The following is a 25,099-nucleotide window of genomic DNA, read 5'->3' as shown; positions in this document are numbered from 1 at the left end:
GGCGTGGGGGTGGGGTCGGAAGGGTCGGGGTTCGGCAGTGCGGGCGTGCCGTCGTCGCCAAAAAGGCTACGCGACAACACGGGCGCCTCTGGCGTTTCGGCAGGCGCTGCTTCTGGCGCTGCTTCTGGCGCTTGCTCAGGCATCGGTGCGAATGCTTCTTCGGGCGCCTCGTCGGGCATCACTGCCGGCGCATCTTCGGCGTCGTTCAGCAACTGGCCTTGCAGCGCCTCGAAGGCCGGCGGCTCGCCACCGGCTTCGAGGGCCGGCAGTTGTTCCAGGCTGGCCAGCCCCAGGTCGTCGAGGAAGGACTTGGTGGTTGCGTACAGCGCCGGCCGGCCGGGCGTCTCGCGGTGGCCGATGGCTTCGATCCAGCCGCGGTCTTCGAGCTGCTTGACGATCTGGGTCGCGACGACAACACCACGGATGTCTTCGATGTCGCCGCGCGTGACCGGCTGTCGGTAGGCAATGATGGCCAGCGTTTCCAGCACGGCACGCGAGTAGCGCGGCGGCTTCTCGGGGTGCAGCCGGTCGAGGTATTCGCGCAGCTCGGGGCGGCTCTGGAAGCGCCAGCCCGAGGCCAGCGCGACCAGTTCGACGCCCTTGCCTTCCCAGTCACGGGAAAGATCGTCGAGCAGGCTGCGCACGCTGTCGGCACCCAGCTCGTCGGCAAACAGACTGCGCATCTCGCGCAGCGTCAGCGGTTGCGAGGCACAGATCAGCGCGGTTTCGAGGACGCGCTTGGCATCCTGTGTGTTCATGAACTCAACTTCGCACCCTCAATGGGTAGAGCTCTGGCGGTGGGCCCCGGCGTCTGGACGCTTTCAATTAAGCGTTCGTCAGGCGGCTGGGGCGGTCTGGCTTGCATCGGGCGCGGCCCTGGCCTTCAAGGGCCGGGTGCGCCATCGAGGTGGTTGGCAGCTTCGGGTGACTGCGATCCCGCTACGGGCTGCATCCAAATCGGGCAGCGCTCAGGCATGACAACCGAAGCGCATTGTAGCCACGTCAGCAGCGCCCGGCCGTCCGAAGCCGAGAACGCCCCCCTTCGCGGAGGCAGCGGGCAGCGCGAGCGTGGGCGCACTTCAATCCTCAGGCAGCCCGGCGGCGCCGATTTCGGCCCACGCGGCGGCCAGGTCGGCGGGGGGCGGCGCGCTCAGCACGAGGGTCTCGCCGGTAGCCGGGTGCGTGAACGACAGCCGCGCCGCATGCAGGGCCTGGCGCGTCAGGCCCAAGGCCTGCAAGCCGCCGTACAGCGTGTCCGCCACCAGCGGGTGGCCGCTGTGCATGAGGTGGACGCGAATCTGGTGGGTGCGCCCGGAGTGCAGCACGCAGTGCACGGCGCTGACAGGCCGGCTCTGAATACCGACCTCCACCTCACCCACGCCGAGCGGGAAGACATCGGTGCGCGCCGGCTTGCCCATGTTGGCCGGCGCCACTGCCATCTTCACGCGCGAAATCGGGTCGCGGCGCAGCGGCTTGTCGACGACGAAGGCCTCGTCGGCGCGGCCCCAGGCCAGGGCCAGGTATTCGCGGTGCACCTCGCGCGCGCCGATCTGGCGGCTCAGCGCCGTGACAGCTTCCGTTGTCTTGCCGACGATCATCAGGCCGCTGGTGTCCTTGTCCAGCCGGTGCACGATGCCAGCGCGCGGCAGCGTGGCGGCGGCCGCGTGGTGGGCAAGCAGGCCGTTCATCAGCGTGCCCGACCAGTTGCCAGCGGCAGGGTGCACGACCAGGCCGGCGGGCTTGTTGACGACCAGCAGGTGCTCGTCCTCGAAGACGAAGTCCAGCGCCATCGCCTCGGCGCGGAAGGCGCGGCTTTCGTCGGTCGGCTGCAGCTCGATCTCGATGCGCTGGCCCGCGCGCAGTTTGTGGGCCGGCTTGGTGATCGGCTTGCCGTCCGCGGCGACGCAGCCTCGCTCGATGAGGACCTGCAGGTGGTTGCGCGAGAACTCCGGCGCCTGGGTCGTCAGCCAGCGGTCCAGGCGTTCGCCATGGCCGGCGGCGTCAACGTCGGCCACGCGCCTTTCCGCGTCGCTGCTGTCCTCTGCGTCTTGCTCGAAATCGTCTTGACCCCCCACCCTATACTCCGCGTCCATTGTTCAGTGTGACCGGCCGGCAGCTAAGCCCCGACTTCAGACATGTTTGTTGAGAAATTCAAGGCCGGTCGCATCGTCGCCGGCGCCGTCCTGATGGCGCTCGCGCTCGGCATGAGCGGCTGCGGCTCCATGGGCAAGGACGACCCGAACTCCCAGGCCGCCCTCGACAAATTGTATTCAGACGCAAAAGACGATCTGAATGCCGGCAGTTATGACCGCGCGATCAAGACGCTGGAGAAGATCGAAGGCCGCGCCGCCGGCACGCCGATGGGCCAGCAGGCGACGCTCGATCTGGCCTGGGCCTACTACAAGACCGCCGAGCGTGCGCAAGCAGTCACGACGCTGGACCGCTTCATCAAGCTCAACCCGTCCAGCCCGGCGATGGACTACGCCCTCTACATGAAGGGCCTGGTCAACTTCAACGAAGACCTGGGCCTGTTCGGTCGCCTGGCCGGCCAGGACGTTTCCGAGCGCGACCAGCAGGCCTCGCGCGAGGCGCTGCTGGCCTTCCGCCAGCTCGCCGAGCAATTCCCCGAGTCTCGCTACACGCCCGACGCGACGGCGCGCGCCAACTTCATCTCCAACACGCTGGCGGCCTACGAGGTGCACGTCGCGCGCTACTACTTCAACCGCAAGGCCTATGTCGCCGCAGCCAACCGCGCCCAGACGGCCGTGGCCGAGTTCCAGTACGCGCCCGGTATCGAGGAAGCGCTCTACATCATGGGCGAGAGCTACGACAAGCTCGGCCTGACCCAGCTGCGCGACGACGCCCGCCGCGTGCTGGACAAGAACTTCCCCGACAGCGCCTACGCCACCGGCGGCGCCAAGAACAAGAAGCCCTGGTGGAAGCTTTGGTGAGCGCGCGGCGCCGCTGAACTGGATTGAACGGGCCGTCAGGCCCGTTCTGCATTGAGGAGCTGGAGCCAGGCCAGCGCCTCGGCCTCATTGGCCACTGCCGTCATCGGTGGCAGCGCGGCGCGCAGGCGGCGGCCGTAGTTCATGCCGGCCATGCGCGGATCGCACACCACCAGCAGGCCACGGTCGGTCTCGGTGCGGATCAGGCGCCCGGCGCCCTGCTTCAACGCAATCGCCGCCTCAGCGACGAAATACTCCGAAAACGCATTGCGCCCCTGCGCCTCCAGGCGCTGCACGCGCGCCTCCACGAGCGGGTCGTTGGGCGGCGGGAAGGGCAGCTTGTCGATGACGACGCATTGCAGCGCGTCGCCCGGCACGTCGATGCCCTCCCAGAAGCTGGCCGAGCCGACCAGCACGGACGCCGGGTTGTCGATGAAACGCTGCAGCAGCACGCGCTTCGGGAGGGCGCCCTGCTGCAGCACGGCGATGGCGGCACCCGTTTCCTCGAAGCGCTCGCGCAGTGCATCGGCCACGGTCTGCAGGTTGCGCAGCGTCGTTGTCAGCACAAAGGTGCGGCCGCCCAGGGCCTGGGCCAGACGCGAGGCCAGCAGCGCGACGCTGGCCGGGTGGGCGGGTTCGCTGGGCTTGGGGAAGCCACGCGGCACGTACAGGCGCGCATTGGCTGGGTAGTCGAAGGGGCTGCCTACGCGCAGCACCTCGGCACCGGTCAGGCCGGCGGGCTCGGTGAACCAGGTCAGGCCGTCGTCGTCGCCAAGCGTGGCCGACGTGAACACCCAGGCCTTGGGCGGCCCCTCGAGCTGTGCCTGCATGGCCTCGCGGATGTCCAGCGGCGACTCGACCAGGCGGGCCGCATGCGGGCTGATGTCGATCCAGCGCACATCGCCCGGGTCCGGGTCGGCGGCGAAGCGCTTGGCGAGGTCGCGCAGCTCCTGCGCTCGCTCGCACAGGCGGGCGAAGTCGGGGGCGGCCTCGCGCACGGCTGTCAGCGCTTCGAGCGCCTGCGCGCAGGCCGTCTCGACACCCAGCAGGGCCGCGCCGAAGGCCGGCTGGCTGGCGCGCTCCTTCCAGCCCAGCTTGAGCGTCCCGCGCAGCTCGCGGCCAGCCGTGGCAAGCGCCCCGGCGGCGGCCAGGCGCAACTCGCGCGCCGCCTTCTCGACGGCCGCATGCAAGGCCTGCCAGTCGTGCACACCGCGGGCATGGGCCAGGCCCTGGGCCAGCGTGTCGCGGGCGAAGTCGATCAGCGCGGCCGTGCCCAGCAGCGTGCCGAGGAACTGCACGCCGGCCTCGGCGAGCTGGTGGGCCTCGTCGAAAACGGCGATCTCGACGCTGGGCAGCAGCTCCGCCACGCCCGTGTCGCGCAGCGTCATGTCGGCAAAGAACAGGTGATGGTTGACGACGACGACGTCCGCATCCATCGCCTCGCGCCGCGCTTTGACCACGTAGCAGGCCTTCCAGTCCGGGCACTCCTGACCCAGGCAGTTCTCGCGGCTGGAGCTGACGATGGGGATGATGGGCGAGCGCTCGTCCAGGCCGTCTATCTCGGCGAAGTCACCCGTCGTCGTGCCCAGTGCCCAGCGCTCGATGCGCGCCAGCGACAGCGCCGTGCGGCGGTCCGGGAACTCGCCGGACACGCGCGCTTCCTTCATGCGGTGCAGACACAGGTAGCTGCTGCGGCCTTTCAGCAGGGCCAGCCGTACCGGCATGTTCAGCGCCTTGGTCAGCCTCGGCAGGTCGCGCAGAAAGAGCTGGTCCTGCAGGCTCTTGGTGGCCGTGCTGATGAGGGCCCGGCTGCCGGCCAGCAGCGTGGGCACGAGGTAGGCAAAGGTCTTGCCGACGCCGGTGCCGGCCTCGACGACCAGCGCGTGGCGGCGTGCCAGCGCGCGGGCGACGGCCCGGCTCATCTGCAACTGTTGCTCGCGCGGCTTGTAGCCCTTGTCCAGCCGCGCCAGCGGGCCATCCATGTCGAAGGCGGCCAGCACGGACTGTTCCAGTTCGTCGGCGGCAGGAGGTGCGGCAGGGGTGGCCTGATCGAGCGCGTCGAGCCAGTCGTCTAGGTCAGGCGAGGTCATCGGGCTCCGTTGCGGCCTCCAGCCGGGCCATCATGTCGCGCAGCGCCAGGCGGCGCTTCTTCAGACGCTGCAGCGCCAGTTCGTCCAACGGTGGCTGTTCGACCAGCCGGTCGATCATTGCGTTGAGGTCGGCATGCTCCATGCGCAACTCGATCAACCGCCGGGTCAACGAGTGAAGTTGTTCATCCATTCCGGGGGGTTGCAAGGGAAGGTCGCGACGGGCCAAAGCGAACGGGCCAGTATAGTTTTCGGCATGGCCTCCTCCTCCGCCGTCGGATTCCGACTCAACGCCGCCACCGGCACCCATCGCGGGGATCGCGCCTATCAGCAGGACCAGGTGGCCGTCGTCGCCCACCCTCGCATCGAGGGCTGCGTGATGGGCATCGTGGCCGACGGCATGGGCGGCAAGAGCGGCGGCCGCAAGGCGGCTGACCAGGTCATCCTGACCGCGCGCCAGCTCTTCGAGCGCTACTCCCCCGACGACGAATCGCCCGCCGAACTGCTGGGCCAGATCACGTCCGAGGCCCACTTGATGATCAAGCTGACGGCCATCTCCGCAGAGGAGGAGCCGCACAGCACCATCGCGGGTTTCGTCGTCAGCAGCGACCGCTGCGTGCACTGGATCCATTCCGGCGACTCGCGCATCTACTGGTTCCGCGGCGCCCGCTTGGTGAAGCGCTCGATGGACCATTCCTATGTGCAGCGCCTGGTCGACGAAGGCCAGCTGACCGAGGCCGAGGCCAGCTCGCATCCGCAGAGCAATCTGCTGACGGCCTGCCTGGGCACGGTGCAGGACCCGACGTCGACGTCGGAGCGCTTCGAGGGCCTGGAAGTGGGCGACACGCTGATGTGCTGCAGCGATGGCCTGTGGCACTACTTCACCGCCCAGGAGCTGGGCAGCGTGCTGTACAGCCTGCCGCCGCGCGAGGCGGCCGAGCTGTTGGTCAGCAAGGCGCGCCAGCGGGCCCGGGGCGGCGGCGACAACCTCTCGGTTGCCATCGTCAAGCTCGAGAACCTCGACTGATCACTTGGGCGCAGACGCGCCCGATGCAGGCAAGCGCGGCGGCAAGGGCAGAGGCGCGGCCGGCTTCCCGCGCGACTTCAGCTTGGCCTCGTTGTCGGCGATGCGCTGGCGCATGCGCTCCTCCCGCTGCTGCGCCCGTTCGCGGCGCTGAGCCGCCTCAGCTTCAGCCTTGCTGAGGGCCTGGCGCTGCTCGCGTTCGGCCGCCTCGGGGCTGCGGCTCCTGGTCGGACGGGACGCGGGGGTCGCCGGTGGCGATGACTGTGGCGCGGCCAGCAGCCGCTCGCGGCGTTGGCCCTCGTCCTGGGCGGCAGCCAGTTCGCGCTCCTTCACGCGCTGCGTCTGGGCGGCGGCGCGGGCGCGGCGCTCTTCGGCAGCGAGTTGGTGCTCATGGCGGACCAACGGTGCCAGCGCGTCCTGGCGGCGCTTGCGCAGCTCCTCGAGGCAGGGGCTGACGGCAAAGCGCTGCTCGCATTCGAGCTTCTCGCGCGCAAAGCGCTGCTCCACGGCCACGCGCTGGGCGGCGACCTCGGCGCGCGTGGCGGGCTGGGGCGGCGCTGACGCGGCGGCGGCAGCAATGAGGATCAGCAGGAGACTCATCAGGTCAGTGAGGTATCGACTTCACGGCGGGCCAGTGCAAGGTACTCCGCCGAGCGCATTTCCTGCAAGCGCGACACGGTGCGCGGGAATTCGTGGGCCAGCGGGCCCTCGGTATAGAGCTGATCGGCCGGCACGGCGGCCGAGATGATGAGCTTGACGCGACGGTCGTAGAGCACGTCCACCAGCCAGGTGAAGCGGCGCGCCTCGCTGGCCAGGCGCACTGGCATCTCGGGCACGTCGGACAGGATGACGGTGTGGAACTGGCTGGCCAGCTCCAGGTAGTCGTTCTGCGAGCGCGGGCCGCCGCACAAGGTCTGGAAGTCGAACCAGACGACGCCGCCGGCGCGCCGGCGGGCGAGGATGGCGCGGTGCTCGATCATCAACTTGCGGTCCTCGTCCTGGGCTTCGGCGAGGGACTCGAAGGCCTGCGTGAGCGCCGCTTCGTTCGCGTCGTTGATCGGCGTCAGGTAGAGGTTCATGTCCTCCAGCGTGCGGCGCCGGTAGTCGGTGCCGGCGTCAACGTTGATGACCTCGAGATTGGCCTTCAGCAGCTCGATGGCCGGCAGGATGCGGTCGCGGTGCAGGCCGTTGGGATAGAGGCCGTCCGGGTGGAAGTTGGACGTCGTGATGATGGACACGCGGTTGCGGAACAGCGCGTCCAGCAGCCGGTGCAGGATCATCGCGTCGGTCACGTCGGAGACGTGGAATTCGTCGAAGCAGATCAGCCTAAAGCGGCGCGCGATGCGCTTGCCCAGCTCGTCCAGCGGATCGGCGATGCCCTTGAGCTCCTGCAGCTCGCGGTGCACCTCGCGCATGAACTCGTGGAAGTGCAGGCGCGTCTTGCGCGTCAGCGGCACGGCCTGGAAGAAGCAGTCCATCAGGAAGCTCTTGCCCCGCCCCACGCCGCCGTACATGTAGACGCCACGCGGGATGGGCGGGCGCACCAGCAGCTTGGTGACGGCGTTGGCGCGGCGGGCCTTGTAGCTGGCCCATTCGTCCTGGCAGCGCTGCAAGGCTTCGACCGCGCGCAGCTGCGCCGCGTCGGCTTGGTAGCCACGCTCGGTGAGGGTCTGCTGGTAGAGATCAGTGACTGAGGTCATCGCAAAAAAAGGGGCGACTGTCTGGCCGCCCCTTTCGATTCGCTGCGCGCGATCAGAAGTTCAGCGTGCGCTTGTCGATGGCCAGCGCCGCTTCCTTCGTCGCCTCGCTCAGCGACGGGTGCGCATGGCAGATGCGTGCGATGTCCTCGGCCGAGGCCTTGAACTCCATGGCGACGACGGCCTCGGAGATCAGCTCCGATGCGAACGGACCAATGATGTGCACGCCCAGGATCTCGTCGGTCTTGGCATCGGCCAGGAACTTGACGAAGCCGGTGGTGTCGCCCAGCGCGCGCGCGCGGCCGTTGGCCAGGAAGGGGAACTGCCCGGCCTTGTAGGCCACGCCGTCGGCCTTGAGCTGCTGTTCGGTCCTGCCGACCCAGGCGATCTCGGGGCTGGTGTAAATGACCCAGGGCACGGTGTTGAAGTTGACGTGACCGTGCTGGCCAGCCATGCGCTCGGCAACGGCCACGCCCTCTTCCTCGGCCTTGTGCGCGAGCATCGGGCCGCGCACGACGTCGCCGATGGCCCAGACGCCGGGCAGGTTGGTCTTGCAATCGTCGTCGACGACGATGGCGCCGCGCTCGTCCAGCTTGAGGCCGATGGTCTCGGCCCCAAGGCCGATCGTATTTGGCACGCGGCCGATGGAGACGATCAGCTTGTCGACCTCCAGCGTCTTCGCCTCGCCCTTGGCATCGGTGTAGGCGACGCTGACACCCTTTTCGCCCGACTTGACTTCGCCGACCTTCACACCGAGCTGGATGTCCAGCCCCTGCTTCTTGAAGACCTTGGCGGCCTCCTTGGCGACGCTCTCGTCCACCGCACCGAGGAAGGCCGGCAGGCCTTCCAGCACGGTGACTTCAGCGCCCAGGCGGCGCCAGACCGAGCCCATCTCCAGGCCGATGACGCCAGCGCCGATCAGGCCCAGCTTCTTGGGCGTCGCGCCGACGCGCAAGGCGCCGTCGTTGGAGAGGATGTTTTCTTCGTCGAAGGGCACGCCGGGCAGCGCACGGGCGTTCGAGCCGGTGGCGACGATTACCTGCTTGGCCTGGATGACTTCCTCGCCGGCCTTGAGTTCATAACCGCCATCCTTGGCGGCAACGAACGAGCCGCGACCGTGGAAGAACGTGACCTTGTTCTTCTTGAACAGGTAGACGATGCCGTCGTTGTTCTGCTTCACGACCTGGTCCTTGCGGGCCAGCATCTTGGCGACGTCCATCTTGACGTTGTCGGCCGTGATGCCGTGGTCGGCAAAGTGGTGGTTCAGCTGCTCGTAGTGCTCGCTGGACTGCAACAGCGCCTTGGACGGGATGCAGCCGACGTTGGTGCAGGTGCCGCCCAGGGCGGGGCCGCCCTTGTCGTTTTTCCACTCGTCGATGCAGGCCACGTTCATGCCCAGCTGGGCCGCGCGGATGGCGGCGATGTAGCCGCCGGGGCCGCCGCCGATGACGACGACGTCGAATTGCTTGGTGCTCATGCTGATCGTTCCTTGTCTTAGATGTCGAACAGCAGGCGAGCGGGATCCTCGAGCGCTTCCTTCATCGTGACCAGCCCCAGCACGGCTTCGCGGCCGTCGATGATGCGGTGGTCATAGGACATGGCGAGGTAGTTGATCGGGCGCACGACGACCTGACCGTTCTCGACCACGGCGCGGTCCTTGGTGGCGTGCACGCCCAGGATGGCCGATTGCGGCGGGTTGATGATGGGCGTGGACAGCATCGAGCCGAAGGTGCCGCCGTTCGAGATGGAGAACGTGCCGCCGGTCAGGTCGTCGATGGACAGCTTGCCGTCCTTGGCCTTCTGGCCAAACTCGGCGATCTTCTTCTCGATGTCGGCAAAGCTCATCTGGTCGACATTGCGCAGCACCGGCACGACGAGGCCGCGAGGCGAGCCGACGGCGATGCCGATGTCGAAGTAGCCGTGATAGACGATGTCGTTGCCGTCGACCGACGCGTTGATGATCGGGTACTTCTTCAGCGCCGCGACGGCCGCCTTGACGAAGAAGCTCATGAAGCCGAGCTTGACGCCGTGCTCCTTCTCGAACTTCTCCTGGAACTTCTTGCGCATCTCTATGACCGGGGCCATGTTGACTTCGTTGAAGGTGGTCAGGATCGCGTTGGTGGACTGCGACTGCACCAGGCGCTCGGCGATGCGGGCGCGCAGGCGGGTCATGGGGACGCGCTGCTCGGGGCGGTCGCCCAGGTTCTGCTGAGCCGGTGCGGCCACGGCCGGCAGCGGCTTGGCGACGGCGGGCGAGGCGGGCACGACCAGCGGGGCAGCGACAGCGGCAGGCTTGGCAGAGGCGCCGAGAGCGTCGCCCTTGGTCACACGGCCGTCCTTGCCGGAGCCGGCGACGTCGGTCGCGGCCAGACCCTTCTCGGCCAGGATCTTGGCAGCGGCGGGCATGGCCACGTCGCCCTTGCTGCCGCCGGTGGCGGCGGCAGGCGCAGCAGCCGCGGCGGGTGCAGCAGCGGGAGCCGCAGCAGCAGGCGCAGGAGCCGCAGCGCCTGCCTTGCCTTCGCTGTCGATCTTGGCGAGCAGTTGCTGGCTGGTGACGGTGCTGCCGTCAGCGACCAGGACGTCGCTCAGCACGCCGGAGGCCGGTGCGGGCACTTCGAGCACGACCTTGTCGGTCTCAATCTCGACGAGGGTTTCGTCGATGGTGACGGCCTCGCCGGGCTTCTTCTTCCAGGTCAGCAGCGTGCCCTCGGAAACGGATTCGGAAAACTGGGGGACTTGAACGTCAACGATGGCCATGGTGGGAGGCTCCGTGTCTTATTTGGGTGTGATGTGCGCAGGCGCAAGCGAACGCAGCGCCTGAGCAGGCGCCGCGCAACGCAGTCTTATTTGGTGAGGATGAAGCCCTTGAGCTTGGCGAAGGCCTGATCGAGCAGCGCCTTCTGCTGCTCCTGGTGCAGGTGCGCATAGCCGCAGGCCGGGCTGGCGCTGGCCGGGCGGCCGGCGTAGCCGAGCTTCTGGCCTTCGCTCATGTTCTCGTGCACATAGTGCTGCACGAAGAACCAGGCGCCCTGGTTCTGCGGTTCATCCTGGCACCAGACGATGTCCGTCGCGTTCGGGTACTTCTTGAGCTCCGCCGCGAAGGCCTTGTGCGGGAAGGGGTAGAGCTGTTCGACGCGCACGATGGCCACGTCGGCAGACTTCTTCTCGGCACGCGCGCGCACCAGGTCGTAGTACACCTTGCCTGAGCAGACGATGACGCGCTTGACCTTCTCTGCGCTCACCGTCGCGTCCTGCTCGCCGATGATGGTCTTGAACTCGCCCTTGGTGAATTCGACCAGCGGCGAGGTCGCGTCCTTGGCCCGCAGCAGGCTCTTGGGCGTCATGATGACCAGCGGCTTGCGGAACATGCGCAGCATCTGGCGGCGCAGCACGTGGAAGATCTGCGCGGCGTTGGTGGGCTGCACGATCTGCATGTTGTTGTCCGCGGCCAGCTGCATGAAGCGCTCCAGGCGCGCCGAGCTGTGCTCGGGGCCCTGGCCTTCGTAGCCGTGCGGCAGCATCATCGTCAGGCCGTTGGAGCGGCCCCACTTCACTTCGCCGGAGGCGATGAACTGGTCGATGACGACCTGGGCGCCGTTGACGAAGTCGCCGAACTGGGCTTCCCAGATCGTCAGCGTGTTCGGCTCGGCAGCGGCATAGCCGTATTCGAAGCCCAGCACGGCTTCTTCGGACAGGATGGAGTCGATGACGGTGAACGGTGCCTGGCCGTCAGCCACGTTCTGCAACGGGATATAGGTGCCGGCGTCCCAGTTGGCACGGTTCTGGTCATGCAGCACGGCGTGGCGGTGGGTGAAGGTGCCGCGGCCGCTGTCCTCACCGGACAGGCGCACCGGGTAGCCCGAGGCCACCAGCGACGCGAAGGCCATGGACTCGCCCATGCCCCAGTCGATGTTGACCTCGCCACGGCCCATCGTGGCGCGGTCCGCGTAGAGCTTGGCGACGAGGTTGTGCGGGGCGAAGTCCTTGGGCAGCGTCGTCAGCTTTTCGGCCAGGCGCTTCCACTCGGCCACGGGGATCGCCGTGTCGCAGTTGTCCGTCCACTTCTTGCCGAGGAAGGGCGACCAGTCGGTGGCGAACTTGCTCTTGAAGTTGGTCAGCACCGGGTCGACCGTGTGGCGGCCTTCGTCCATGGCGGCGCGGTAGGCCTTGACCATGTCGTCCGGGCCTTCGGCCGGCAACACGTTCTGCGCCACCAGCTTGTCGCCGTAGACCTTGCGCGTGCCGGGGTGGGCGGCGATCTTCTTGTACATCATCGGCTGGGTCAGAGCCGGCGTGTCCTGCTCGTTGTGGCCCAGCTTGCGGAAGCAGACGATGTCCAGCACCACGTCCTTCTTGAACTCGGCGCGGTAGTCCATGCACAGCTGCGTGGCCCAGACGACCGCCTCGGGGTCGTCGCCATTCACGTGCAGCACCGGCGCCTCGATCATCTTGACGACGTCCGAGCAGTACCAGGTCGAGCGCAGGTCGCGCGGGTCGCTGGTGGTGAAGCCGATCTGGTTGTTGATGACGATGTGCACCGTGCCGCCGGTGCGGTAGCCCCGGGTCTGGGCCATCGCCAGCGTTTCCTGGACAACGCCCTGGCCACCGAAGGCTGCATCACCGTGCACCAGCACCGGCAGCACCTGGGCGCCTTCGCTGTCGCCGCGGCGGTCCTGGCGGGCGCGCACGCTGCCTTCGACGACCGGGTTGACGATCTCTAGGTGGGACGGGTTGAAGGCGAGGCTCAAGTGCACCGGGCCGCCAGGCGTGGACACGTCCGAGCTGAAGCCCTGGTGGTACTTGACGTCGCCCGCCGGCAGGTCTTCGGCAGCCTTGTGCTCGAATTCGGCGAACAGGTCGGCGGGCATCTTGCCCAGCGTGTTGACCAGCACGTTCAGACGGCCGCGGTGGGCCATGCCGATGACGATTTCCTGCACGCCGCGCTCGCCGCCGCGCTGGATCACTTCGTCCATCGCCGCGATGAAGCTCTCGCCGCCTTCCAGCGAGAAGCGCTTCTGGCCGACGTAACGGGTGTGCAGGTAGCGCTCCAGGCCTTCGGCCGCGGTCAGGCGGTCGAGGATGTGCTTCTTCTCTTCGGCGCTGAAGCTGGGCTTGCCGCGCGCCTTCTCCAGGCGCTCCTGCCACCATCGCTTCTCGGCCGGGTCGGAGCCGTGCATGAATTCGGAACCGATGCTGCCGCAGTAGGTCTCGCGCAGGGCCTGCACGATCTGGCGCAGCGTCATCGTCTCGCCGCCGAAATAGCTGTTCACGGCGCTGAACGAGATGTCCATGTCGGACTCGGTCAGGTCGTAGAACGCGGGGTCGAGTTCGGGAATCTTGGGGCGCTCGGCGCGCTTGAGGGGGTCCAGCTCCGCCCAGCGATTCCCGAGGAAGCGGTAGGCCGCGATCAGCGACTGGACGTGGACCTGCTTGCGGGCGACGGCCAGATCGGCACTGCTGGCCTTGCTGGCGAAGGCGTTGGCCTTGGCGCGCTGGGCAAAGGATTCGACCACCGGGGCATGGGCCACATCACGGGCCTCGCTGCCATCGACCGCCGGGACGTGCTGCAACGCGTCGAAATAGGCGCGCCAGTTGTCGGGGACGGAACCGGGGTTGTCGAGGTAGGCCTCGTACATCTCCTCCACATAGGGCGCGTTACCGCCGAACAGGTAGGAGTTGGACCTGTATTGCTGCATCATCTTTCGCTCACCTCATGCCCCGGTTTCCAGGGAGTTGGCTGGTTGAAGAACCTTCCGCGACACGGCTCGACCGATTTGCGGATTGCGACCCACCTTCACTGTTTCCAGCAAAAGGGACGGGAAGGAATAAAACTTTCAGGGGACGGACTCTAGCACTGCGGGTTTGCCCGAGCCGTGGTTGAGGGTGCGACAAACTTCACGCGGCAGCACGCCTAAAAGTTGACTGACTCGTAAACTTGCGCCCGCTTCAGCCCCGCGATTGAATGGCTGCTGGCGAGGGACATTGAGGAGATCCCATGCAAGTTCAGGTCGTCGACTACCGCGCACCCGACGCGGCCGAGAAGTTCACCCGCTCCCTGCACGAGACCGGTTTCGGCGTGCTGACCAACCATCCGATCCGACAGGCACTTGTGGAGAAGATCTATGCCGATTGGCTGGCCTTCTTCAACAGCGAGGCCAAGCACGGGTTTGCGTTTTCCAAGGAAACGCAGGACGGCTATTTCTCCACCGCGATTTCCGAAACCGCGAAGGGCTCCAAACAGAAGGACATCAAGGAGTACTTCCACGTCTACCCCTGGGGTCGCATCCCCGAGCAGTTGAAGCAAGACGCCCTCACCTACTACCGCGAGGCCAACGCACTGGCGGAGGAACTGCTGGGCTGGGTGGAGCGCTACACGCCGCCCGAGATCGCCGCCAGGTACCGGGAGCCGCTGTCCAACATGATCAAAGGCAGCAGCAAGACGCTGCTGCGCGTGCTGCGCTACCCGCCGCTGACGGGCGACGAGCCGGCCGGTTCCATCCGCGCGGCGGCCCACGGCGACATCAACCTGCTGACCATCCTGCCCGCCGCCAACGAGCCCGGCCTGCAGGTGCTGGGCACCGACAACGCCTGGCACGACGTGCCCTGCGACTTCGGCACGCTGACCATCAACATCGGCGACATGCTGCAGGAAGCCTCCGAGGGCTATTACCCGTCGACCCAGCACCGCGTCGTCAACCCGACCGGCGAAGGCGCCAAGAAGAGCCGCGTGTCGCTGCCGCTGTTCCTTCATCCGCGCGACGACGTGGTCTTGTCGGATCGCTACACGGCCAACAGCTACCTCGATGAGCGCCTGCGCGAGCTGGGCGTGAAAACCTGACTCAGCGGGTCATCGCCATCCACCCCGACGCGCCGCCCAAGCCGGCGCTCGGGGAACCCTGCAACGGCTGCGGCGTCTGCTGCCTGGCCGAGCCCTGCCCGCTCGGCGCGATCCTGAGCCGGCGCCTCAAGGGTGCATGCGTCGCCCTGCGTTGGGACGGTGCACGCTATGTGTGCGGGGCGCTGACGGCGCAATCGAGCGGCTTGGTTGGCAGGATCGGCGGCTGGCTGGTGAAGCGCTGGATTTCATCCGGCAGCGGTTGCGATTGCTCCCTAGAAGTAGCGGGCAAGCCCTAGCCGGAGCGCCTGCCACTGCCGCTACATTTTTTGGCTTCTGCCGTCCCACAAGGAAGCCGCATGAATGCCACCTTTCGTCTCCTGCCCCTGCTGCTCGCCCTGACCCTGGGCAGCGCGACCGCCGCCCCACTGCGCTGGGCCGCGCAGAACGACATCCTGACGTTGGACCCGCACTCGCAGGACCACAACACCTCCAACGCCATCGGCACCCACATCTACGAGGGCCTGACGCGGCTGGGCAGGGACTACCGGCCCGAGCCGTCGCTGGCCACCAAGTGGACCTATCTGACCCAGACTCAGGTGCGCTTCGAGTTGCGCAAGGGCGTCAAGTTCCACGACGGCGCGCCGTTCACGGCGGACGACGTCGTCTTCAGCTTCGGCCGCATCACGCAGCCGCAGGGCACCAAGCAGACCTACGTGTCGGGCATCAAGGAGATCAGGAAGATCGACGACCACACCGTCGACCTGCTGCTGGAAGCGCCCACGCCGATGCTGCTGCAGAACATCATCAGCTTCCCCATCATGAGCAAGGCGTGGGCAACCAAGAACAACACGACCAACACGCAGGACTACAAGGCCAAGGAAGAGAACTACGCCTCGCGCAACGCCAACGGCACCGGGCCCTACAAGCTGGTGATCTGGCAACCCGACCAGGCCGTGAAGATGGTGGCCAACAAGGACTGGTGGGACAAGAACCCGGGCAATGTGACCGAGTTGAGCTATCTGCCGATCAAGTCGCCGCCCACGCGGGTGGCGGCGCTGCTGTCGGGCGACGTGGACCTCGTCACCGACCTGCCGCCGCAGGACTTCTTCAAGCTCAAGGAAGACGGCAAGGTCAAGCTGCTGGAGGGCGCGGAGATCCGCACCATCTTCTTCGTCATGGACCAGGGCAGCGACGAGTTGCGCGAGTCCAGCGTGAAGGGCAAGAACCCGTTCAAGGACAAGCGCGTGCGCGAGGCCATGAACCTGGCGCTGGACCGCGAGGCGATCAAGCGCAGCATCATGCGCGGCTTGTCGGTACCGGGCGCGTTGATGGTGCCGCCGGGCGTGAATGGCTATGACGCGGCGCTGGACACGCCAGTCAAGCCAGACCTCGACAAGGCCCGCAAGCTGCTGGCCGAGGCCGGCTATCCGCAAGGCTTCGACGTGCCGCTGCACTGCCCCAACAACCGCTATGTCAACGACGAGCAGGTCTGCCAGGCGGCGGTGTCGATGTGGGCCAAGATCGGCGTCAAGACGCGCCTCGTCGCCGCTCCGTTCGCCACGCACAGCCAGACCTTTCAGCGCGGTGAGTCACCTTTCTTCATGCTGGGCTGGGGCGTGTCGACCTACGACTCGCTGTACGCCATGCAGGCCTGGGGCCACACGCGCACCCAGGGCGCCGACGGCAACTTCAACTTCGGCAAGGTCAGCGACGCGACGCTTGACGGCCTGATCCAGAAGATCAAGTTCGAGCCCGATGTGCCGAAGCGCAATGCGCTGATCAAGGAGGCGCTGCTGCGCATTCGCGATGAGGCCCTCTTCATTCCCATCCATCACCAGATCCGACCCTGGGCGATGAAGCCGGGCGTGGACACCACCCACCGGTCCAACGACTACTTCGAAGCTCGCTACACCACCGTCAAATGAAGCAACTCGCCACACTTGCCGCCCTGCTGCTGGCCACCCACCTGGCTGGCGCCAACACGCTGCGCTGGGCGGCGCAGAACGACATCCAGACGCTGGACCCGCATTCGCAGAACCACTCCGCGACGACAACCATCCAGGGCTATGCGTATGAAGGGCTGACGCGCTACACCGAGACCTTCGACGTCGAGCCCGCGCTGGCCGCGAAATGGACCTACACGACGCCGACCCAGGTGCGCTTCGAACTGCGCCGGGGCGTCAAGTTCCATGACGGCACGCCGTTCACGGCAGACGACGTGGTCTTTAGCCTGCAGCGCATCAGGCACCCGGCCAGCAACATGGTCATCTACGTGTCGGGCATCAAGGAGGTCAGGAAGATCGACAGCCACACGGTGGACCTGGTGCTGGAAGGCCCCAGCCCCGTGCTGCTGCGCAACCTGACCTTCGTGCGCATCGTCAGCAAGGCCTGGGCGACCAAGAACCGCTCCGAGAACCCACAGGATTTCAAGGCCAAGGAGGACACCTACGCCGCGCGCAACGCGATGGGCACGGGGCCGTTCAGGATCACCGGCTGGACGCCAGACCAGCGGGTCACGATGGTGGCCAACAAGGACTGGTGGGACAAGCCCAAGGGCAACATCGCCGAGGTGACGTATCTGCCGATCAAGTCGGACGCCACACGCGTCGCCGCGCTGCTGTCGGGCGACCTGGACCTGCTGACCGACCTGCCGCCGCAGGATGTCGCCAAGCTCAAGGCCGACCCCCGCCTCAAGGTCGTGGAAGGCCCCGAGAACCGCACTATCTTCTTCGCCATCGACGCGGCCAGCGACGAGATCAAGGGCGCGAGCGTGAAGGGCAAGAACCCCTTCAAGGACAGGCGTGTGCGCGAGGCCATGTCGCTGGCCATCGACCGCGAGGCCATCAAGCGCAGCTTGATGCGCGGCCTGTCCATCCCGGCGGCCCTGATGGTGGCGCCGGTGGCCTATGGTCATTCGGCGGAACTGGATGTGGTGCAGAAGCCCGACGTCGCGCGCGCCAAGCAGCTGATGACTGACGCCGGCTATGCCGACGGCTTCGAGACGCCGCTGGCCTGCCCGAACGACCGCTACGTCAACGACGAGGAGATCTGCCAGGCCGTCGTGTCGATGTGGGCGCGCATTGGCATCAAGGCCAAGCTGACGACCCAGCCCATGACCCAGCACTCCGCCGCGCTGCAGCGCTTCGAGCTGCCGCTCTACATGTACGGCTGGGGCGTGACGACCTTCGATGCGCAGTACACGCTGCAGGACATCGTCCACACCAAGACCAGCGGCGCCGACGGCAAGGGCAACTACTCGCGCGTCAGCGATGCCAAGGTGGACGCGCTCGTGCAGCAGATGAAGGTCGAGACCGACGTACCCAAGCGCCTGGCCCTGATGCAGGAGGCGCTGAAGCGCACCCGCGACGAGTACCTCTTCATCCCCATCCACCACCAGGTGCGACCGTGGGCGATGAAGGCCGGCGTCAGCATCCCGCACTCCGCCAATGACGCACCGCAGGCGCGCTGGGCAACAGTGAAGTGAATGGTGAAATGATGCCGGCGTGAAGCCACCCGTCGTCAACTTCTCGACGATCCAGTCCGTCGTCGAGATCACCGCCACTCTCGCCTTCGCGCTGTCCGGCCTGCTGGCCGGCGCACGCAAGCAGCTCGATGTCGTCGGCCTTTGCATCATTGCGGGGCTGTCCGCTTTCGGTGGCGGCACGCTCCGCGACGTGCTGCTGGACCGGCGCCCCTTCTTCTGGGTCGAGCATGCCGACTGGCTGTGGGGGCTGATGGGCCTGTCCTTTGCCGCGATGCTTTTGCTGCGCCGTCGCCATCTGGCGCTGACGGAGAAGGCGATCCAGTGGCCCGATGCGCTGGGCCTGGGCCTCTTCACCGCCAATGGCACGCTGATCGCGCTGGACCTGGGCCAGCCGACCATCGTCGCCGTGCTGATGGGCGTCGTCACGGCCACCTTTGGCGGCGTGTTGCGCGACATCGTCTGCAACGAGATCCCGGCTGCCTTCCACGACCACCGGCCGTATGCGCTGTGCAGCTTCGTCGGCGCCTGGGTGCTGGTGGCGGCGGTGCAGATGAACGCACCGCAGTGGGCCGCCATCACGGCTGCGGCCGCCACGGCAGTGCTGTTGCGCGCGCTGGCGCTCTGGACGGGCTGGACGCTGCCGGCCTGGCGCATCCACAAACGCTGAGGTCGCCGGCATGACGAACAGCCAGCTTCACCCCAGCGGGTGGATATCACTTCTGGTCGGTGCTGAACACGAGGAGGGCGCGAAGCAGTTCCGGGCCGAGCGCGATCGCCATTACGGGAACATCTACGCCGAGGCCGAGACTGACGAACGCTGGGTGGGTGACTTGGGCGAGAAGGTCTTCAAGTCATGGTTGAAGCATGAAGGCATCCAGGGCTTCACCTGGGTCCTCGACGACGCCGCCGGCGAACCCGATTTCGTGACTGCGGAGGGCGTTCGGATCGGGGTCAAGACCGTCAAGCGCAAAGTGCGGCCGCGCATCGACTACACGGCCCAGATCACGGCCCGCCACGCGGCAGAGCCCATTGATCACTATTTCTTCATGACCTATGAAATTGCCGAGCGGCGGATGTGGCTGCTGGGCGGCATCGAGCGCGAGCGCTTTCTGCACGGTGCGCGCTACTACGCTGGCGGCGAATGGGTGCACGAGAACTATCAAGTCCGACCGGGCCACGAGATCTACAACATCGAGCTCATCAACTTGACAGCGCCCATGGCCTGGCTGCCTGCTGTGGCCCAAGGCGGTTGATCAGCCCAGCGCCAGACGCTCCCGCGCCGCCCGGTATTCGCGCCCGAGCCGCGCCACCAGCTGCGCCGCCGGCAGCACCTCGCGCACGGCGCCTATGCCCTGGCCGCTGCCCCAGATCTCCTTCCAGGCCTTGGCCGCGCTGCCGCCGAAGTTCATCGCGCTTGGGTCGCTCTCGGGCAGCTTGTCCGGATCCATGCCGGCCGCGACGATGGAGCCGCGCAGGTAGTTGCCGTGCACACCGGTGAAGAGGTTGCTGTAGACGATGTCGTCGCTGTTGCTGGCAACGATCATCTGCTTGTAGGCCTCGCTGGCGCGCGCCTCATCCGTCGCGATGAAAGCGGAGCCGATGTAGGCCAGGTCGGCACCCATGGCCTGCGCAGCCAGCACCGCGTCGCCGCTGGCAATGGCGCCCGACAGCGCCACCGGGCCGTCGAACCATTCGCGGATCTCCTGAATGAGCGCGAACGGGCTCTTCACGCCCGCATGGCCCCCAGCCCCTGCGGCCACGGCGATGAGGCCGTCAGCGCCCTTCTCGATGGCCTTGCGAGCGAACTTGTTGTTGATGATGTCGTGCAGCACGATGCCGCCCCAGCCATGCACGGCCGCGTTCACGTCCTCGCGCGCACCCAGGCTCGTGATGATGATGGGCACCCTGTACTTGGCGCAGACCTGCATGTCGTGCTCCAGGCGCTCGTTGCTCTTGTGCACGATCTGGTTGATGGCAAAGGGCGCGGCCGGCTTGTCCGGGTTGGCGCGGTTGTAGGCGGCCAGCTCGATCGTGATCTCGTTGAGCCATTCGTCCAGCAGTTCTGCCGGGCGGGCATTCAGCGCCGGCATGGAACCGACGACGCCCGCCTTGCACTGCTCGATGACGAGCTTGGGGTTGCTGATGATGAAGAGCGGCGAGCCGATGATGGGCAGCGGCAGGTTTTGCAGGATGGGAGGCAGGGCCAATCTCAACTCCGTCAGAAAGATTCCAGCGCCAGCGCCGTGACGCTGTCGGCGCCGTCGACGATGGCCGAGCGCAAGGACGCGGTGCGCGGCAGGATGTGTTCGGCGTAGAAGCGCGCCGTCACGATCTTGGCGCCCATGAATTCCTTGTCAGTCGCCAACGCGTCTTCCGCCGCCAGCAGCGCGCGGGCGAGTTGCCAGCCGGCCACGAGGTTGCCGGCCAGCATCAGATAGGGCACCGAACCGGCATAGGCCGCGTTCGGGTTGCCCTTTGCAGAACCGGCGATGAAGTCGACGGCGGCGAGGTAGTCCTCGCGGGACGCACGCAAGGCCTTCAACACGGCACGGGCGGCGACGCTGTCGCGCTTGGCCAGCGCTGCTTCGGTCACTTCGATCTGTCCCGCCACTGCACGCGCCAGCTGGCCGCCGTCGCGCGCCGTCTTGCGGCCGACCAGGTCGTTGGCCTGGATGGCGGTCGTGCCCTCGTAGATGGTCAGGATCTTGGCATCGCGGTAGTACTGCGCCGCGCCGGTCTCCTCGATGAAGCCCATGCCGCCGTGGACCTGAACGCCGAGCGATGTGACCTCCAGGCTCATCTCGGTGCTGTAGCCCTTCACCAACGGCACCATGAACTCGTAGAAGGCCTGGTTCTGCTTGCGTGCGTCGGCGTCCGGGTGGTGATGGGCCGCATCGAACGCCGCCGCCGCCGTGCTCGCCATCGCGCGGCAACCCTCGGTCAGCGCGCGCATCGTCATCAGCATGCGGCGCACATCGGGGTGATGAATGATGGCGGCGCTGCCGGCCACCGAGCCGTCCACGGGGCGGGACTGCACGCGGTCTTTCGCGTAACCCACTGCCTTTTGATAGGCACGGTCGGCGATGGCGATGCCCTGCAGACCCACGCCATAGCGGGCCGCGTTCATCATGATGAACATGTACTCCAGGCCGCGGTTCTCCTGGCCGATCAGCGTGCCGACGGCGCCGCCGTGATCGCCGAACTGCAGCACGGCCGTCGGGCTGGCCTTGATGCCCATCTTGTGTTCGATGGAGACGCAATGCACGTCGTTGCGTTCGCCTAACGTCCCGTCCGCATTGACCAGGAACTTGGGCACCAGGAACAGGCTGATGCCCTTGACGCCCTCGGGCGCGCCGACGACCCGGGCCAGCACGAGATGGGCGATGTTTTCCGCCATGTCGTGCTCACCGTAGGTGATGAAGATCTTGGTGCCGAAGACCTTGTAAGTGCCGTCGCCTTGCGGCTCGGCACGCGTGCGCACCAACGCCAGGTCCGAGCCGGCCTGCGGCTCGGTCAGGTTCATCGTGCCGGTCCACGAGCCGTCCAGCAGCTTGGGGATGTAGACGGCACGCTGCTCGTCGGTGCCGGCGGTCAGCAGCGCCTCGACGGCGCCGTCGGTCAGCAGCGGGCAGAGCGCAAAGCTCATGTTGGCCGCCTGCAGCATCTCGTTGCAGGCCGCAGCAATCGTCTTGGGCGCGCCCTGGCCGCCGAACTCGGGCGGGTGCACCAGCCCCTGCCAGCCGCCTTCGGCATAGGCACGGAAGGCATGCTTGAAACCCGGCGTCGTCGTGACCACGCCGTCCTTCCACGCCGACGGGTTCTTGTCGCCCTCGAAGTTCAGCGGCGCGATGACGTCCTGCGTCAGCTTGGCGCACTCTTCCAGCACGGCGGCAGCGGTTTCCATGCCGAAGTCGGCGAAGGCAGGGACTTGCTCCGTGAGCGTCTCCAGCCCGGCGAGGTGCTGGATGTTGAAGAGCATGTCCTTGACGGGAGCTTGGTAACTCATTTGTTCCTCCTGGCGGAAACAAAAAGGGCGCCGCGACGACGGTCGGGGCGCCCGGCAGTGATCGGCGTCGGTTTACAGCGCGGCGACGAGTTCAGGCACAGCCGTGAACAGGTCGGCTTCCAGGCCGTAGTCGGCCACCGAGAAGATCGGCGCTTCCGCGTCCTTGTTGATCGCGACGATGACCTTGGAGTCCTTCATGCCGGCCAGATGCTGGATGGCGCCCGAGATGCCGGCGGCGATGTAGAGCTGAGGCGCGACGATCTTGCCGGTCTGGCCGACCTGCCAGTCATTGGGCGCATAGCCCGCGTCGACGGCAGCGCGCGAAGCACCGAGGGCCGCGCCCAGCTTGTCGGCCAGCGGCGTCAGCACTTCCATGAACTTCTCGTTCGAGCCCAGCGCGCGGCCACCCGACACGATGATCTTGGCGGCGGTCAGTTCAGGGCGGTCGCTCTTGGTCACCTCACGGCCGACGAAGCTGCTCTTGCCGCTGTCGGCAGCGGCTGCCACGGTCTCCACGGCGCCCGAACCGCCCGCGGCAGCCGCCGGGTCGAAACCCGTCGTGCGCACGGTCAGCACCTTGGTTGCGTCGCTGCTCTGCACCGTTGCAATCGCGTTGCCGGCGTAGATGGGGCGCTCGAAGGTATCGGCGCTGATGACCTTGGTCACATCGCTCAGTTGGGCCACATCCAGCAGCGCGGCGACTCGCGGCGCAACGTTCTTGCCCGAGGCGGTCGACGGGAACAGCAGATGGCTGTAGCCCGAGGCCACGGCGATCACCTGGGCGGCGACGTTCTCGGCCAGACCTTCAGCCAAAGCGGCTGAGTCGGCGTGCAACACCTTGGTGACGCCAGCGATCAGAGCGGCAGCGGCGGCAGCAGCGGCGGCGTTGTGGCCGGCGACCAGCACATGCACTTCGCCACCGGTGGCCACGGCAGCCGTGACGGTGTTCAGAGTCGCGCCCTTGATTGAGGCGTTGTCGTGTTCAGCAATAACGAGCGCAGTCATCAGATCACCTTCGCTTCAGTCTTCAATTTGTTCACCAGCGCGGCCACGTCGGCCACCTTCACGCCAGCGCCGCGTTTGGGCGGCTCGCTGACCTTGAGCGTCTTGATGCGCGGCGTCACGTCAACGCCCAGGTCGGCGGGCTTGAGGATGTCGAGCTGCTTTTTCTTCGCCTTCATGATGTTGGGCAGCGTCACATAGCGCGGCTCGTTCAGACGCAGGTCGGTCGTGATGACGGCCGGCAGGCTCAGGGACACCGTTTCCAGGCCGCCGTCGACCTCGCGGGTCACGTTGACCTTGTCGCCGCTCACTTCAACCTTGCTCGCGAACGTGCCCTGAGGCATGCCGCTCAGAGCCGCCAGCATCTGGCCGGTCTGGTTGCAATCGTCGTCGATGGCCTGCTTGCCGAGGATGACCAGGCTCGGGCCTTCCTTGTCCACCAGCGCCTTCAGCAGCTTGGCCACGGCCAGCGGCTGCAGCTCTTCCGTCGTCTCGACGAGGATGGCCCGATCGGCGCCAATGGCCATCGCCGTGCGCAGCGTTTCCTGGCACTGCGTGACACCGCAGGACACGGCGATCACCTCGGTGACGACGCCCTTCTCCTTCAGGCGCACGGCTTCTTCGACGGCAATCTCGTCAAAGGGGTTCATCGACATCTTCACATTGGCAATGTCGACACCCGTGCCATCACTCTTCACGCGCACCTTGACGTTGTAGTCGACGACGCGCTTTACCGGGACCAAGACTTTCATCGAAAACTCCAGCTTGAATTGACGTGTACGTTAAGTTGATTCTACGAGGCAGCCTGTACGGGGCCTGGCGCAAAAAAGCACGATCGTTCTATTCTAGCGATACACCGTAAGGCGCCGGTGAAAGTCTTTTTGAGGAGGCCTCTCGAATCGAGACGCTAGACTGCTTTCGCCCATGCAGACCGACTCCTCCCCGCGCCGCGACGTCGGCGCAAACATCGGCGTTTTTGACTCCGGCGTCGGTGGCTTCACCGTGCTGCGCGAACTGCGCACACTGCTGCCGACCGCCCCGCTGCGCTACCTGGCCGACACGGCCTATGCACCCTACGGCAACCGCAGCCCCGAGGACATCCGCGCACGCAGCCTGGCGATCAGCGAGCACCTGATTGCGCAAGGGGCCGGGCTGATCGTCGTCGCCTGCAACACGGCCACCGCGTACGCCATCGAAGCGCTGCGCAACCGCTGGCCCGGCCTGCCATTCGTCGGCACCGAGCCCGGCATCAAGCCGGCCGTCAGCGCGACACGCAATGGCCGCATCGGTCTGCTGGCCACGCCCGCCACCGCCGCGAGCGCGCGCCTGCGAGCGTTGATCGAACGTCACGCGGGTGGCCGCGAGGTCGTCGTTCAGGGCTGCGCTGGTGTTGTCGACCGCATCGAGGCGGGTGATCTCACGAGCGCCTCCTTGCGCGCCCTGGTCGAGCGCTACTGCGAGCCGCTGCGAGCGAGCGGTGTCGACACGGCCCTGCTGGGCTGCACGCACTACCCGCTGATCGAGCCGTTGTGGCAGGCGGCGCTTGGAACGGACGTGAAGCTGCTGCGCATCGAAACCGCCGTGGCACGCCGCGCTGTCGACCTCTGGACGCCCACACCGGGAGAACAACCCACGCTGGACATCGAGACCAGCGGCAACCCAGTCGCGCTGCAAGGCTGGGTCGAGCAGGTGCTTGGCTGGCACGGCAGGAACGTCCACGCTTGGCAACCCGAAAACAAAAACGGCCTGCAGCCGCTGACCTTTTGAGCGCTTTCGACAGTGGTGCGCGGGACGGGACTTGAACCCGTACGCCTGTTGAGGGCGGCGGATTTTAAGTCCGCTGCGTTTACCGATTTCGCCACCCGCGCAGCGCGCCGGATTATCCAGCCGCACAAATGAAAACGGGAGATTCGAACATCGAATCTCCCGTAAGGAGTGGAGCGGGATAAGAGACTCGAACTCTCGACCTATACCTTGGCAAGGTATCGCTCTACCAACTGAGCTAATCCCGCA

Annotated in this window: 21 protein-coding genes and 2 tRNA genes; 8 read left to right on the top strand and 15 right to left on the bottom strand. The window is 66.7% G+C overall.

All coding sequences use genetic code 11. The features are described from left to right. Both scpB and AC0IZJ_RS12265 read right to left on the bottom strand, forming a co-directional pair. The coding region (gene scpB, locus AC0IZJ_RS12270; protein WP_471850007.1) for an SMC-Scp complex subunit ScpB at positions 1-758 on the bottom strand (758 nt) is incomplete at its 3' end. 321 nt (positions 759-1,079) lie between these two features. Further along, positions 1,080-2,015 carry an RluA family pseudouridine synthase gene (locus AC0IZJ_RS12265; RefSeq protein ID WP_471850006.1) on the bottom strand — a complete coding sequence of 312 codons (936 nt, stop codon included), beginning with the start codon at positions 2,013-2,015 and terminating at the stop codon, positions 1,080-1,082. A gap of 120 nt (positions 2,016-2,135) precedes the next feature. On the opposite strand from AC0IZJ_RS12265, the gene AC0IZJ_RS12260 reads away from it, so the two are divergent. Further along, positions 2,136-2,951 (top strand): outer membrane protein assembly factor BamD, encoded by an 816-nt coding sequence (locus tag AC0IZJ_RS12260; protein ID WP_471850004.1) that lies wholly within the window; start codon positions 2,136-2,138, stop codon positions 2,949-2,951. A gap of 35 nt (positions 2,952-2,986) precedes the next feature. On the opposite strand, the gene AC0IZJ_RS12255 is transcribed toward AC0IZJ_RS12260, so the two are convergent. Then, complete coding sequence (locus AC0IZJ_RS12255; protein ID WP_471850027.1) at positions 2,987-4,930, bottom strand: ATP-dependent DNA helicase; 1,944 nt, start codon at positions 4,928-4,930, stop codon at positions 2,987-2,989. 94 nt (positions 4,931-5,024) lie between these two features. Continuing rightward, on the bottom strand, positions 5,025-5,228 hold the full coding sequence (locus AC0IZJ_RS12250) for a YdcH family protein (protein ID WP_471850002.1): 204 nt from the start codon (positions 5,226-5,228) through the stop codon (positions 5,025-5,027). A 63-nt stretch (positions 5,229-5,291) separates the two neighbouring features. On the opposite strand from AC0IZJ_RS12250, the gene AC0IZJ_RS12245 reads away from it, so the two are divergent. Then, on the top strand, positions 5,292-6,062 hold the full coding sequence (locus AC0IZJ_RS12245; protein WP_457422900.1) for a PP2C family protein-serine/threonine phosphatase: 771 nt from the start codon (positions 5,292-5,294) through the stop codon (positions 6,060-6,062). Here the strand turns inward: AC0IZJ_RS12245 and AC0IZJ_RS12240 are convergent, their stop codons facing one another. The 5 genes from AC0IZJ_RS12240 to AC0IZJ_RS12220 all read right to left on the bottom strand — a co-directional run bounded on the left by AC0IZJ_RS12240 (position 6,063) and on the right by AC0IZJ_RS12220 (position 13,455). Then, entirely contained in the window at positions 6,063-6,659 is a 597-nt protein-coding gene (locus AC0IZJ_RS12240) for a hypothetical protein (RefSeq protein ID WP_471850000.1), read from the bottom strand. It lies immediately after the preceding gene. Beyond that, positions 6,659-7,759 (bottom strand): cell division protein ZapE, encoded by a 1,101-nt coding sequence (gene zapE, locus AC0IZJ_RS12235; protein WP_471849998.1) that lies wholly within the window; start codon positions 7,757-7,759, stop codon positions 6,659-6,661. Before zapE ends, AC0IZJ_RS12240 begins: the two co-directional genes overlap by 1 nt. Before the next feature lie 52 nt (positions 7,760-7,811). Then, on the bottom strand, positions 7,812-9,233 hold the full coding sequence (lpdA, locus tag AC0IZJ_RS12230) for a dihydrolipoyl dehydrogenase (RefSeq protein ID WP_471849996.1): 1,422 nt from the start codon (positions 9,231-9,233) through the stop codon (positions 7,812-7,814). A 17-nt stretch (positions 9,234-9,250) separates the two neighbouring features. Beyond that, a complete protein-coding gene (odhB, locus tag AC0IZJ_RS12225) occupies positions 9,251-10,513 on the bottom strand; it encodes a 2-oxoglutarate dehydrogenase complex dihydrolipoyllysine-residue succinyltransferase (protein WP_471849994.1) in 1,263 nt (420 codons plus the stop codon). An 86-nt stretch (positions 10,514-10,599) separates the two neighbouring features. Further along, a complete protein-coding gene (locus AC0IZJ_RS12220; RefSeq protein WP_471849992.1) occupies positions 10,600-13,455 on the bottom strand; it encodes a 2-oxoglutarate dehydrogenase E1 component in 2,856 nt (951 codons plus the stop codon). A gap of 296 nt (positions 13,456-13,751) precedes the next feature. On the opposite strand from AC0IZJ_RS12220, the gene AC0IZJ_RS12215 reads away from it, so the two are divergent. The 5 genes from AC0IZJ_RS12215 (at position 13,752) to AC0IZJ_RS12195 (ending at position 19,331) form a co-directional block, all read left to right on the top strand. Further along, the gene (locus tag AC0IZJ_RS12215) at positions 13,752-14,594 is read left to right on the top strand and encodes a 2OG-Fe(II) oxygenase family protein (protein WP_471849990.1); all 843 of its coding nucleotides are present in this window, start codon (positions 13,752-13,754) and stop codon (positions 14,592-14,594) included. Between the two features lie 356 nt (positions 14,595-14,950). After that, positions 14,951-16,519, top strand: a complete 1,569-nt coding sequence (locus tag AC0IZJ_RS12210; RefSeq protein ID WP_471849988.1) for an ABC transporter substrate-binding protein — start codon at positions 14,951-14,953, stop codon at positions 16,517-16,519. Further along, a complete protein-coding gene (locus tag AC0IZJ_RS12205) occupies positions 16,516-18,078 on the top strand; it encodes an ABC transporter substrate-binding protein (protein WP_471849986.1) in 1,563 nt (520 codons plus the stop codon). The genes AC0IZJ_RS12210 and AC0IZJ_RS12205 overlap by 4 nt, the downstream gene beginning before the upstream one ends. A 19-nt stretch (positions 18,079-18,097) precedes the next feature. After that, entirely contained in the window at positions 18,098-18,745 is a 648-nt protein-coding gene (locus AC0IZJ_RS12200; RefSeq protein WP_471849984.1) for a trimeric intracellular cation channel family protein, read from the top strand. A gap of 10 nt (positions 18,746-18,755) precedes the next feature. Next, on the top strand, positions 18,756-19,331 hold the full coding sequence (locus AC0IZJ_RS12195; protein ID WP_471849982.1) for a hypothetical protein: 576 nt from the start codon (positions 18,756-18,758) through the stop codon (positions 19,329-19,331). On the opposite strand, the gene AC0IZJ_RS12190 is transcribed toward AC0IZJ_RS12195, so the two are convergent. From AC0IZJ_RS12190 to AC0IZJ_RS12175, 4 genes are all read right to left on the bottom strand, one after another. Beyond that, a complete protein-coding gene (locus tag AC0IZJ_RS12190) occupies positions 19,332-20,285 on the bottom strand; it encodes an NAD(P)H-dependent flavin oxidoreductase (RefSeq protein WP_471849980.1) in 954 nt (317 codons plus the stop codon). Between the two features lie 11 nt (positions 20,286-20,296). Next, positions 20,297-22,084 (bottom strand): acyl-CoA dehydrogenase, encoded by a 1,788-nt coding sequence (locus tag AC0IZJ_RS12185; protein WP_471849978.1) that lies wholly within the window; start codon positions 22,082-22,084, stop codon positions 20,297-20,299. Positions 22,085-22,156: 72 nt separating this feature from the next. After that, positions 22,157-23,089 carry an electron transfer flavoprotein subunit alpha/FixB family protein gene (locus AC0IZJ_RS12180; RefSeq protein WP_471849976.1) on the bottom strand — a complete coding sequence of 311 codons (933 nt, stop codon included), beginning with the start codon at positions 23,087-23,089 and terminating at the stop codon, positions 22,157-22,159. Beyond that, positions 23,089-23,838, bottom strand: coding sequence for an electron transfer flavoprotein subunit beta/FixA family protein (locus AC0IZJ_RS12175; RefSeq protein WP_471849974.1), 750 nt, complete (start codon positions 23,836-23,838; stop codon positions 23,089-23,091). The genes AC0IZJ_RS12180 and AC0IZJ_RS12175 overlap by 1 nt, the downstream gene beginning before the upstream one ends. Before the next feature lie 172 nt (positions 23,839-24,010). On the opposite strand from AC0IZJ_RS12175, the gene murI reads away from it, so the two are divergent. Then, positions 24,011-24,853, top strand: a complete 843-nt coding sequence (murI, locus tag AC0IZJ_RS12170) for a glutamate racemase (RefSeq protein WP_471849972.1) — start codon at positions 24,011-24,013, stop codon at positions 24,851-24,853. Between the two features lie 13 nt (positions 24,854-24,866). Here murI and AC0IZJ_RS12165 read toward each other — a convergent pair. Continuing rightward, positions 24,867-24,954: transfer RNA gene (locus AC0IZJ_RS12165), tRNA-Leu, on the bottom strand. A gap of 68 nt (positions 24,955-25,022) precedes the next feature. Then, positions 25,023-25,098: transfer RNA gene (locus tag AC0IZJ_RS12160), tRNA-Gly, on the bottom strand. Position 25,099: the final 1 nt, after the last annotated feature.

It is taken from the genome of Roseateles sp. AC306 (genome assembly GCF_979253795.1).
The sequence above is the reverse complement of the archived record's forward strand: the minus strand, read 5'-3'. Positions and strand labels throughout refer to the sequence as shown.